General features: G+C 64.0%; 5 protein-coding genes. All 5 read left to right on the forward strand.

Going from position 1 to position 12,572, the window contains the following annotated elements; all coding sequences use genetic code 11:
• The first annotated feature begins 133 nt into the window (after positions 1 to 133).
• The 5 genes from U5760_RS23040 (at position 134) to U5760_RS23060 (ending at position 12,473) form a co-directional block, all read left to right on the forward strand.
• A complete protein-coding gene (locus U5760_RS23040) occupies positions 134 to 5,059 on the forward strand; it encodes a tetratricopeptide repeat protein (protein ID WP_322014611.1) in 4,926 nt (1,641 codons plus the stop codon).
• Between the two features lie 1,658 nt (positions 5,060 to 6,717).
• Positions 6,718 to 8,268, forward strand: coding sequence for an NCS1 family nucleobase:cation symporter-1 (locus U5760_RS23045; RefSeq protein ID WP_322014612.1), 1,551 nt, complete (start codon positions 6,718 to 6,720; stop codon positions 8,266 to 8,268).
• A gap of 17 nt (positions 8,269 to 8,285) precedes the next feature.
• Entirely contained in the window at positions 8,286 to 9,014 is a 729-nt protein-coding gene (locus U5760_RS23050) for an aspartate/glutamate racemase family protein (protein ID WP_322014613.1), read from the forward strand.
• 49 nt (positions 9,015 to 9,063) lie between these two features.
• Positions 9,064 to 10,179, forward strand: coding sequence for a LysR family transcriptional regulator (locus tag U5760_RS23055; RefSeq protein ID WP_322014614.1), 1,116 nt, complete (start codon positions 9,064 to 9,066; stop codon positions 10,177 to 10,179).
• A gap of 512 nt (positions 10,180 to 10,691) precedes the next feature.
• Positions 10,692 to 12,473, forward strand: a complete 1,782-nt coding sequence (locus U5760_RS23060; protein WP_322014615.1) for an alkaline phosphatase family protein — start codon at positions 10,692 to 10,694, stop codon at positions 12,471 to 12,473.
• The last annotated feature ends 99 nt before the right edge of the window (positions 12,474 to 12,572 follow it).

A 12,572-nucleotide genomic window follows, 5' to 3' on the forward strand; every position in this document is an offset into this window, starting at 1 on the left:
TCGCATAGCCACCCCTCAATTTCTCAAGAAATCGAGCCGTTATATTGGGTGGATGGCCATCCCTGGATTTTGGGGAAAACTGGCCCGATGCGATAGTCACCATTATTTTTCTCGATTCGCGCCTGGAAACCTGATGAATCACGCCGTTGAGCTCAACCTGAAGGAGCACGTCACCACTCTCGCCGATCGTGGCAACAGCTACGCCGCGCTGCCGCTGCTCGAAGCCTTGAAAAAGGACGCGAGCGTCGAGGCACAGGTTCTGTTCTCTCGTGTCGTTCGCCATCTCGGCAACGGCAGTCGGTCGCGGGCCATCGATATCCAGCTTTGGCGCCAATTTCCTGAACATCCCGAGGCCATGCTCGGCTACGCGCGCATTCTGGGCGAGCGGCGCGGGCTTTATCATGCCTGGCGCTGGACCGGCGAAAGGACGCTTCCCGCCGGCGCATCGGCCACCTGCGTTGCAGAGTGGCATTCATTGCGTGGCAGTATTGCGGCTGGCTTCCGGGACTGGGAAAGTGCCGGGTGTTTCTTTGCCGGTGCGCGGGAACTCATGCCGGATTCACCGTGGATCTGGGTCGAATACGCCTATGGCCTCGCGCTGGAGGACCGTTACGACGAGGCAATCGACGCAGCGCGCAAGGCGCTTGCGCTCGACCCGAACTACCGTTCGGCGGTTCAGGCGCTCGCACATCTGCTTTCGATGACCGACGAGGACGAAGCGGCCATCGCGCTGCTCGAACGCGCGAGCACCGTCATGCAGAATGCCGACCTCGAGATACAGTTGTTCGGCCTCTTGACCGAGCATCGGCGTTTTGACGAGGCAGGGCAGGCGCTCGATCGAAGCCGCACGTATTCGCCGTACGCCGACCGGGTGCGCCGGATCTGGTTCGAGCAGGCCAGCGCGGCGAATCTGCTCGCCCGTGAGCGCTATACCGAGGCGAGGGCACACTGCATCGCCGCAGCCGACCCGTTTCATACCGCAACCGCCGCACGCATCGACGACCTGACCGAGGGCGAAGCACCGCGTCGCGTGCTGCTCGACGTCGGCTTCGTGCGCCAGCATCACATGACTTGCTCACCGGCTACGCTCAGCGCGCTCAGCGAATTCTGGGGGCGCCCGGCGAAGCATCTGGAGATCGCCGGGCAGATTTGTTACGACGGCACGCCCACGCACAGCGAACGCGCCTGGAGCGAGCGCAACGGTTTTCTCACCCGTGAATTTACGGTGGACTGGAAGGTTGCAACGGCGCTCCTCGACGCGGGCGTGCCCTTTGCCCTCACGACCCAGAATACGGATTCCGGTCACCTCCAGGCCGTGATCGGCTATGACACGCTGCGCCGCACGCTGCTGCTGCGCGACCCGACGCATCGCATCCACACAGAGTTCGATGCCGATGCGCTATTCGAGGCGCAACGTGCGAGCGGCCCGCGCGGCATGGTGATGTTGCCGCCGGAGGAGGCGCACCGCATTGCGGGCGTGACATTGCCCGACGCCAGCGAGTGGGACGACTACCACGCGGTGATGCGTGCGCTCAATCAGCACGATCGCGATGCCGCGCAGGCCGCTGTTGAACAGCAACAGCAACAGCAATGCGCGTCCGACCATTGGTTGACGCTCTGGAGCCAGCGCAGCCTCGCATGCTACGACGGCGATGCAACGGCTGCGCTGGCCCTCCTTGAGCGTTTGATCGAGCGCTTCGGCGAGCGGCCGGAGTTGCTGCTGCAACGGCAGCAGTGGCTGGGACCGGTGGGCTCACGTGCCGAGGTTCTGGATCTGGCCGAGCGCGGCGTGCAACTCCATCCGCGCAATGCGCCGCTTCTCACCCGTCTTGCCATGCTGCAAACAGACGATGCGCGTGAACTCGGCCAAGCCGACCGGGTGCTCAAACGCGCGCTCCGCCAGAATCCTGTCGATGCACACGCGTGGCGGGCGATGGCGAACGTGCTGTGGTTGTCGGGCGACCGGCGCCACGCCCGCGAGCATTATCGGGTGGCTGCGTGCCTCGCGGACATGCAGGAGGACTTTGCGTCGGCCTATGCCCGCGCGTGCCGCGCACTCGGAGAGGTCGAGCAAGGGCTGACCTGGCTGGCGGCGCGCCAGCAGCGGCTAGGTGCGCGGTCGGCGGGCCCAACGATGACCTGCTATTGCGAACTGGAGAATCTCGAACGCCTGGTCGAGGCGTTCGCGCTGGTCGAAGACGCGTTGCGGCAGCGACCCGACGACGAAGCGCTCCGCCTCTTCTGTGCGCAAAAGTATCTTCAGCATGGAGAGGTCGAAAAGGCGCGTCAGGTGCTGCTCGCCGCCCAGGGGCGCACGCGGGCAATCGACCGGCTGCGGGTCGAGGCTGCGCTGGCGCTGCGCGAGGGTCGGCTCGACGAAGCATGGGCCGCCATTGCCGACGCCTGCGAGCAGGAACCGCTGCGCGACGACGTGCGGCGCCAGGCTGTCGAGATCCTCGCGCAGCGGTCGGGACGGCGCGCCGTGCTCGACTATCTGCGCGAGGCTTGTGCACAGCATCGAACCGTCATCGCACTGCACGCGCTGCTGCTCGAATGGCTGGCCGCCGATCCGCCGCAGGAGCGTGAGGCCGTGTTGCGCCACATACTCTTGCTGAACGGGAAAAACGCGTTCATGTTGCGCGAGCTTGCCACCAATCTGGCGAGCCAGCAGCGCCTGCCCGAAGCCTGGGAGGCGGCCCGGCAATCGCTGTCGCTCGCGCCGCAAGACGCGAATACGTATGCGGTGCTGGCGAGCCTGCATTTCGGCGTCGGGGAGATCGCAGCGGGGCAGGCGCAATGCCGCGAAGCACTGCGGCGCTCGATCGATCAGGGGTATGCGTTCAACATGCTCGTGACGTCGTGCAATTCGCACGAGGAGCGGCTTGCTGCGCTCGAATTCATCGAGGCGCAGCTTTCCGTGCAGGCGACGCAAGGGGCCGCGCTGCTGCTCTTTCAGCCGCTCGCGAAGTTCAGCTGGTCCGTCGAGGAACTCGAAGCGCGGCTCGATGCGCTGCGTGGCCGCCGGCCCGAACTCTGGCAAGCGTGGCTCGTCCCGGCGCTGCATCGCATCGAAAACGGCAAGCTGGCCGACGCGCAGGCACAACTCGAAGAAGCGGTCGAGCGCTTTCCTTTCACGGCGCGGCTGCACTACGAACTCGCGCGCATCGCGGCGATGCAGCGCAGGCCTCACGACGCCCGGGAGGCCGTGCGCCGCGCTTTGCAGCTGGAGCCGGCCTGGGGCTGGGCGATCCGCCTGTACGTCGACCTGGCGCTGGCAGACGCGGCACAGCTGGAGTCCGCTTTGGCGCTCCTCGACTCGCCCCTGTCGCGCAGTGCGGAGAGCGCGGATTGTCACGCGCTGCGTGGCAAGGTGCTATGGAAGATGGCGCGCCGCGAGGAGGCTGTCGATACGCTCGAACGCGCGCTCGAACGCTGGCCGCAACATATCGAGACGTGGCAGCTGGCGTCCGCGTGGACGCGCGAGCGGGGCGAGACCGACCGGGTGCTCCGCATCGCGACGCGCGTGGCGGAACTCCATCCTCACGACGTGACCTGCTGGGTCCGGCTCGCCGATAGCGAAACCTCGCTCGAAAGAGCCAGCGCGGCACTGGCGCGCGCCTCGGCCCTTGAGCCGCTCAATCAGCTCGTTTATGTCGCGCGGCTCAATGCGCTATTGCGCTTCAGGCAATTCGACGCTGTGCTCGAGGCAGTGCGGGAAGCGCCGTGGGGCGAACGTTCGCCGACCGCGATCAGGCGCTATGCGCCGCGTGCGTTGTGGCTGCAGCAAAAGGCGAGCGAAGCGATAGACGACATGTACGCGTTGCTGGCCGAAGAACCGAACGACTTTTCGTTGTGGCAGGAGTTGGCCGACTGGCTCAACACGACGCCGCGTCTCGACGAGTATCGGAGCGCGGCGCGTGAAATGGTCCGCCTCGCGCCGGGCACGGCCATCGCGCATGGCCACCTTGGCGAGGCGCTGCGCAAGCGCGGCGATATCGAGCTGGCGATCCAGAGTCTGCGCACCGCGTTCGATCTCGACCACAACTACGCATTCGCCGGCTTCACGCTGGCCGACCTGCTGCTGCAAGGGACATGGCAAGAAGCGCAGCCTGTTTTGCGCATCCTGCGCGAGCGCTTTCCGGGTGTCGCCGTCGCGCTGCGCGAATTGCGCTATGCCGTGGCCAGCGACTCTGCCGGCGGGATGCCCCAGCCGCTGCGCGAAATCGTACGCGCGGCGCCCGCGGCCGCCGGCATGTTCGGCGAGGCCGCAAAGGTGGTGCCGAAGGGACACGGCAAGCGCCTGCTGCTGGACGCGATTCGTGATGCGTGCGCCGACGGCGAGGCATCCGAGCCAGCCATTGCCTACTGGCTCGAACGCGAGTTCGACCTGGCCGACACCGGGCTCTTCGACCAGCTTGAGCCTTATCTGAAGGCCGACCGGGACAACCGGCTAAAGAGAGTATTCATCAGGACTGTTACGCAAAAGAAGCGATACGGCATTGTGCCGATGATCGTAGAACGGTACGGGACCGTAATGCGCGTCAACCCCATGGATTGGGGAGAAGTGAGCTATGGGCTGGTGACGGGTGACAGCTTTCGGGAAGCCATCGACTGGATGCACGATTGGCGTCGAGACGACGCGCCATGGTGGGCGCTGGACAATCTCGCGATCGCGATGCGCAGCGTGGGCATGATCGACGTGGCCCACGAGGTTTCCGCCGCATCTAATTCGAAGGAGCCCGGCCGGCCCGATGCCATGGTCTGGCTTGCCATCGACGCGGCGCTGGGAGACGATCTCGTCGCGATGCGACGCTATCTCGACAGCACGCAGGGCATGGAGTTGCGTCCTTTCTATCGGGCGTTGCGCGACGTTGTCGTGGCATATCGCGGGACTGTCGAGAGCGGACGTACCGCGGAACTGCGACGAACGTTCGCCCGGGTGCGCTTCCAGTCGAAAACGCAGAAAACGCTGGCAAGACTCATGGTAGAGGTGCGGCGCGCGTGGGTCCACAAGGCGACGGGCTTGCAGCGGCTGTGGCGTCGGGTCAGCCTGCTCTGAAGAGAGGGCGGAACCCGGTCGCAGGAACGGGAGGGCAAAAAAAACCCGTTCCAGTAACGAAACGGGTGGGAAAAGAGAGTGCAACACATTATTGAGCGGCCGGGGTGCCACCCAATAACAAGTCTAACGTCGTTCGCTTTTGCCTATTGTCAATCATTGTCACTGTTTGAATCGGCTATTGCTGAGGCAATTGCCGACATCGACATTAATTCCCGTTCTGTGTGGCGATGAATGGGACCGGGAAGTGCATTGACAACAATTGACATTCCCTCCGTATCCGATGCGCTAATCTCGCAAGCGGGCAGGTTCTACGGCTGCCCGTGCATAGTTTCATGCGCCTCCTTGAACCCCGTTCCTTTTTCGAGGAACGGGATTTTTTTCTCCTGAGATCCACATCGAATGGGCCGCCCCGCGGCCGCCTCCCATAGGGACCACCAACCGCTCATGACGTGCCTGAGAGGGCAGATCCAGCAGTACAGGGAAACGCACGAACAAGGGAGCAGCAATGACGCAGCGGTATGATGTCTCGGCTGGCCTCGGCGATCTGAAGGGTCTGGTTCGCACGCAGCCGGTTGGAGAAGACGCGCCCACGCCGGGCAGGCGCGTGTTTCGATGGACGCTACGCGCAGCAGTGGCTGGCCTTGTTGCCGCGATACTGTTCGCGTGGGGATTCCTTCATGTCGTTCTCGTGCTCATGTTCGCACCCGGTCCAATCCATCATTGACGATGCCGATGCAACTCCCGAAGTCCCTGATCGCAGTGGTAGTCATTTGCGCCTCGTCCCTGCTTGGCGGCTGCGGCTTGTTCGGCTGCGGCGCATCGGCGGCCAACGGTGCTGCGTCCGGCGGCTGTCACGTCGGCACACGGTTCTAGCTGGGTGCTCCCGACGCGATGTGAGTGACTGGCGAGGTGTAATAGATTCGGTACGTGTCAACTGGCGATATGGTTAGGCTCGGCTCTCGCGGCGGGCATCGTCTCCTGCTCTGGAGGCCGGTCGTGCTCATGACTTGTTTGAGGGTGCAGCGATCGCGCTACCTCCTTTAGGAGGATGTTTATTCGACGATCAAGGGGGGCATGGCTGGGATTGCGATATGGAATCACGGCGGCCACGACGCTCGCCTGGCAATCCGGAATGCGTTCGGCGACGAACGGGCGGCTCGAAAAAAATCCCGCCGGTTGGCGGGACGAAGGGTGCGGACCCGGAGAGTGGACGCCCGTTCGCCGCTCTCCGAAACTGCGATGTACGCCACGCTAAGGCGAACGCAACAAGTATAGATCGCGAGTTGGCGTGGAAAAGTCAACAATGGTCAGTACGGCATGCTACTGCTGCATCGTCCCGTTGATGGGTCTCTTCCGCGACGAAGCCCGCGACGAACTGGACCACGGCAAACGGTGTCGTCCGAATCCGATTCGATGTTACCGTCGGACACTTCGCACGCCCCTATCGAAATCGCCCAGGTGCCCTACGATTGGGGTTCGACGCGGCCGGCGAAGCCATCGTCGCAGAACCCCCAGTCACTTTCTCGATACCCCCCAGTTGAATATTTAATTTCCCATTGCCCCGTCACCCCTCCATACTCGCCAGCAAATCCTGGGCATAACGTCCACGGCGTTTGAACCAGAGCTGCGTGCACGCGGCCGGTTCATGCGCTCTGCACATGGAAGGAGACACCTACGTGCAACTCGATTCAACTTTTCTCCCGGACATCGCACCCGGTGCGGCCGACGCATTGCATCGAACCGAAGCGGGCATGGACGATCCCGCGCTGAGCCCGCGGCTGTACAACGCCGATCTCGCACCGACCCGGGCAGAGGGCCGCACGTGGGGCCGCTACAGCATCTTTGCGCTCTGGACCAACGACGTGCACAACATCGCCAACTACTCGTTCGCGATCGGTTTGTTCGCACTCGGCTTGTCGGGCTGGCAGATGCTCGCGTCGCTCGCGATCGGCGCGGTACTGGTGTACGGCTTCATGAACCTCACGGGTTATATGGGCCAGAAGACCGGCGTGCCGTTTCCGGTGATTAGCCGCATGAGCTTCGGTATCTACGGCGCAATGATTCCCGCCATGGTCCGCGCGATCATCGCCGTCGCCTGGTTCGGCATTCAGACCTACCTCGCGTCGGTCGTGCTGCGCGTGCTGCTCACCGCGATCTGGCCAGGCCTCGCCGCATTCGATCGGGACGCGATTCTCGGCCTCTCGTCGCTCGGCTGGATCACATTCGCCGCGATCTGGCTCGCGCAGATCGGGATCCTTGCTTACGGGATGGAGATGGTCCGCAAGTACGAGGCGCTGGCCGGCCCGATGATCCTCGTCACCACGCTGTCGCTCGCCGCGTGGATGTTCAGCAGAACGGGCGGCCATCTCGCCATGTCGATCGGCCTGCCGCTCACCGGCGTGAAGATGTGGACGCAGGTCTTCGCGGGCGGTGCGCTGTGGCTTGCGATCTACGGCACGCTGGCACTCAACTTCTGCGATTTCGCGCGCTCGTCGCCGAGTGCGAAAACGGTGCGTGTGGGCAACTTCTGGGGTTTGCCCGTGAATATTCTTGTGTTCGCAACGATCAGCTTCGTGCTCGCCGGCGCGCAGTTCAGGTTGAACGGCCACATCATCCACGGCCCGACGGAGATCATTGCGGCGGTGCCGAGCAAGCCGTTCCTCGTGCTCGGCTGTCTCGCGTTCCTGATCGTCACGGTCGCCGTGAATATCATGGCGAACTTCGTTGCGCCCGCATTCGTGTTGACGAGCCTCGCGCCGCAGCGCCTGACGTTTCGCCGCGCGGGCCTGATCAGCGCCACGGTCGCCGTGCTGATCCTGCCTTGGAATCTGTACAACACCCCGGTCGTGATCGTCTATTTCCTGTCCGGGCTTGGCGCGCTGCTGGGTCCGCTGTACGGGATCATCACGGTCGACTACTGGCTCGTGCGCAAGACCCGCGTGAACGTGCCCGATCTCTACACCGAAGCACCGGACGGCGCCTACTTCTACACGCACGGCGTGAACCGCAAGGCGCTCGCGGCGCTCGTGCCGTCCGCGCTAATCTCGATCGCGCTTGCCATCGTGCCCGCCTTCGGCGCGATCACGCCGTTCTCGTGGCTGTTCGGCGCGGGCATTGCGGGCGGCGTGTACTGGCTGCTGGCCGATCGCAAACAACACTACGAGGAGCGCTCCGGCGAGCCCATCGCGGTCGCCTGTGCTCAACACTGAACCGTACGGAGTCACCGATGAGGATACTGGTAGTCAACGTCAACACGACCGGCTCGATCACCGACGCCATCGCGGCGCAGGCGCAGGCCGTCGCGTCACCCGGCACGGAGATCGTCGGCCTGACGCCGCGCTTCGGCGCCGAGTCGATCGAGGGCAACTTCGAGAGCTACCTTGCGGCGGTCGCCGTGATGGATCGCGTGTTGCACTACGACGAACCGTTTGACGCGGTGATCCAGGCCGGCTACGGTGAACACGGCCGCGAAGGCTTGCAGGAACTGTTGACGGTGCCCGTCGTCGATATCACCGAAGCGGCAGCGAGTGTCGCGATGATGCTCGGGCATCGCTACTCGGTCGTCACGACGCTCGACCGCACCGTGCCGCTGATCGAAGACCGCCTGAAGCTCGCAGGCCTCGGCGAACGCTGTGCCTCGGTGCGCGCGAGCGGCCTCGCAGTGCTCGAGCTCGAACAGAACCCGGCGCGTGCGATCGAATCGATCGTCGGTGAGGCGCAGCGTGCGGTGAAGGACGATCGCGCGGAGGTGATCTGCCTCGGATGCGGCGGGATGGCCGGCCTCGACCGGCAAATCGCGGAATGCACGGGCGTGCCCGTCGTCGACGGCGTGTCGGCCGCGGTCGCCCTCGCCGAATCGCTCGTGCGCCTGAAGCTGACCACGTCCAAGGTGCGCACCTATGCGCCGCCGCGCCCCAAGCAGATCGTCGGGTGGCCGGGCGCGTTCGCGCAATGACGCGCCGCTGGCCGGTTGACGACTCGCGCGCGGACATCGCATTACCGGGATGCGCATCGACGTGCAGGGCGCATTGAAGCTGGGCACGGCCCGCAGCGGCGACGCCACCGCCGCGCCCGAGGTACTCGACGTACTCGACGCGAGGCTGATGCGCATCCTGTTCGTGTTGCTGACCGAACGAACCGTGTCGCGCGGGGCGGTGCGCCTCAACATGTCGCAACCCGCGACGAGTGCCGCGCTCAAACGCCTGCGCATGCTGCTCGCCGATCCGCTGCTCGTGCGCAGCCGCTACGGGATGGTGCCGACCGAGTTCGGCGCACGCCTCGTCGAGCCGCTGCGCAACGCGCTGCGCGTGATCGACTTCATTCATATCCAGCAGCCGACGTTCGATGCGCGCACGTCGGTGCGCACTTACCGGATCGGCTGCCCCGACTACCTGAACATACTGTTCGTGCCGAAGCTCGTCGCGCTGTTCCGCGAGCGCGCGCCACATGCGCAACTCGTGTTTCATCCGCTGGGTGACGGCTTCGACGACGAGCGCGCGCTGGCCGACGGCGAACTCGACATCGTGATCGACAACCGTCCCGCGCGACTGTCGCGGTTCCAGCAGGACGACCTGTTCGACGACCGCGTGGTGTGCCTGATGCGTGCCACGCATCCCGTCGCCCGGCGCGGCACCATGACGGCCGCCGATTTTGCGCAGGCGCCGCAGGTCTGCCCGACGCCTTCGTGGCTCGAGGCGTCCGGCGCGATCGACCGGCAGCTCGAACGCGTTGGGCTGCAGCGGCAGATCGTCGTCACGCTGCCGCACTTCGAACTCGCCGCCCATGCGCTCGCGCGCTCGGACCTGATCCTGACCACGACTTACCGGCTCGCGCGCCACTACGCGAAGCTGCTGCCGCTCGCCCTTGTCGCGCTGCCGGTCGAGCTGCCCGACATCGTGTACCGGATGACGTGGAACGAATCGGGCGATTGCATCGAGGGCGTTCGCTGGCTACGCGGGCTGATCGCCGAAGCGACGCAGTGCTGGCTCGATGGCGGGGCCGCGCAAGCAGCGGCGGCGGCAATGGGTGCACCGGAACCCGTCCGCGCGCGGCCTCGTTCGCGCACGACGCGACACCCGCTCGCCGTTGTGCAAAACCGCGTCGCGGCGAAATCGCACTGAAACCGGCTGCATCGCCGTACCCGGCGCCCGGGATTTCGCGCATCGATCATTCCAGAAACTGAAAATGACGCCCGGTTGCAAGGCGGTATTTTTGTTCCAAATGTAAAAAATGAAATGAAATCGTTATCTCATGGCATGAATTTTACGAATTATTTCATGTAGCGATTTCATCGGTGTATCAATTAGAAGAGAGCGGAAATCGGAAGATCTTTTTCAGCGATCCCGGAATTTCCGTAAGTTTTTAGCAAAACATTTATCCTCGTTTCTTTCAGTTTTTACCGCTAATCCTGGTGAAAACTGCTCTCCCTATCTCTATCGCTTAGTCAGAAATTTTCTCCGGCGAGCTAAGAGAAATCAGATCCCATATATAAAAGCTTCACACTCGCGTGGTCCAATGCGGCCACCGTGATGATGCGTCCAGTCAATTCATTACGGTATTTTTTCGAGTCCCCGACCTATTTCTTTCAACCAATAAGACGATGCGCCATATCTAAAGCCATGGAGCGCGCTATATGAATTTAAGAAAAACCTTGTTGTCCGTCTCGTTTGCCGCGGCGGTTGCCGCGATCGCGGCTTGCGGCAACAGCAGCAATTCGTCGAACCCCACGCCGACGGCTGCCGTTTCTCCGCAAGATGCACTCCAGACGTCCACGCCGATCAAGCACGTCGTGGTCATCTTCGGGGAGAACGAGTCCTTCGATCACTACTTCGGCACGTACCCGAATGCGCAGAACCCCGAAGGCGAGCCGGTGTTCAGCGCGGCGACGGGCACGCCGGCCGTCAACGGCCTCACGTCTGCGTTGCTGACCAATAACCCGACGGTGTCGAACACGTCGAACCCGAAAGGCACGAACATCAATCCGTTCCGTCTCGATCGCTCGCAGGCGGCCACGGAAAGCCAGAACCACAACTACACGCCGGAGCAGCTCGCGGCCGATGGCGGCAAGATGGACGCCTTCCCCCTGAACACCGGCGACAACGCGGTGGGCTCGGCGAACACGTTCGGCGAACCGGGTCTCGTGATGGGTTACTTCGACGGCAACACGGTGACCGCGCTGTGGAACTACGCGCAGCACTTCGCGATGAGCGACAACGCTTACACGGACACGTACGGGCCTTCCTCGCCGGGCGCCATTTCGGTCGTCTCCGGCCAGCACAACGGCGCCGTCGTGACGAGCAAGGGCGCCGTGGTCGCGGGCAGTGCGACGTCGAGCCCCTCGACGTCCGTGTTGTACGACCTGCAAGGCGGCTGGACGCTGGTCGGCGACCTCGACCCCACTGGCGATGCGTGTACCGTCGCGGCGGGTTCGACCACGACCGCGGGCATGACGTCGAAGAACATCGGCGATCTGCTCAATTCCGCGAGTATCACGTGGGGCGGCTTCATGGGCGGCTTCAACCTCCAGACCGTCAACGCCAACGGCACGACGGGCTGCAACCGCTCGACGTATTCGTCGGTGCTCGGCGCGAACGAAAACGACTATGTGCAGCACCATGCATGGTTCCAGTACTACAAGACCACGCAGAACCTCGCGCATACGCGGCCTTCGTCGGTGGCGGCGATCGGCTATACCGATCCGCTCGACAACACGGCGACGCCGGTGCATCACCAGTACGACGTCAACGACTTCTTCGCGGCCGTCCAGTCGGGCAACTTCCCGTCGGTGAGCTTCCTGAAGGCGCCGGCCGTCGCGGATGCCCACCCGGGCAACTCCGATCCGCTCGACGAGCAGTCGTTCGTCACGAGCGTGGTGAACTTCCTCCAGCAGCAGCCCGACTGGAAGAACACCGCGGTCATCGTGACCTACGACGATTCGGACGGCTGGTACGACCACCAGTACGTCACGCCGACGACATCCTCGTTCGACTCGACCTCGGCGGAAACGACCGGCCAGAACGTGAAGGTTGCCGTGACGGGTGCCGACCAGCTCAACGGTCCGGGCGTCTGTAACGCCGCGGGGGCAGTGCAGGGCGTGGGCGTCAACGGCGGCGCCGTGAACGGCCGCTGCGGCCCGGGCACGCGGATTCCGTTCCTCGTGATTTCGCCGTACGCGAAAGCGAACTACGTCGACAGCAGCACCGTGCTCACGCAGGCCTCGGTCGTGCGCTTCATCGAGGACAACTGGCTCGGTGGATCGCGTATCGGTCAGGGTTCGAACGACGCGAACGCGGGCAGCATCATGAATCTGTTCAACTTCGCCGCCACGACGCCGAACGCGCCGCTGTACCTCGATTCGAACCAGGGGACGCCGCTTACAGCACCGCCGGCTGCCATCACGGGGCCGTCGCTCTAGGCGAAACCACCGGAACGTCAGACCATCGACGAGCGTCCCAGCGGCATGCCGCGACGTTGGGACGCTTTTTCGCGCATCGGTCCGGCACTCGTCGGCCCG

It is taken from the genome of Paraburkholderia sp. J12, assembly GCF_905220215.1.
Taxonomy (GTDB): Bacteria; Pseudomonadota; Gammaproteobacteria; order Burkholderiales; family Burkholderiaceae; genus Paraburkholderia.

Bases quoted from the DNA above. Each gene is read 5' to 3' on its own strand.
- U5760_RS23060 (WP_322014615.1), top strand. From the start codon at position 10,692: ATGAATTTAAGAAAAACCTTGTTGTCCGTCTCGTTTGCCGCGGCGGTT.
- U5760_RS23055 (WP_322014614.1), top strand. From the start codon at position 9,064: ATGCGCATCGACGTGCAGGGCGCATTGAAGCTGGGCACGGCCCGCAGC.
- U5760_RS23040 (WP_322014611.1), top strand. From the start codon at position 134: ATGAATCACGCCGTTGAGCTCAACCTGAAGGAGCACGTCACCACTCTC.
- U5760_RS23050 (WP_322014613.1), top strand. From the start codon at position 8,286: ATGAGGATACTGGTAGTCAACGTCAACACGACCGGCTCGATCACCGAC.
- U5760_RS23045 (WP_322014612.1), top strand. From the start codon at position 6,718: ATGGAAGGAGACACCTACGTGCAACTCGATTCAACTTTTCTCCCGGAC.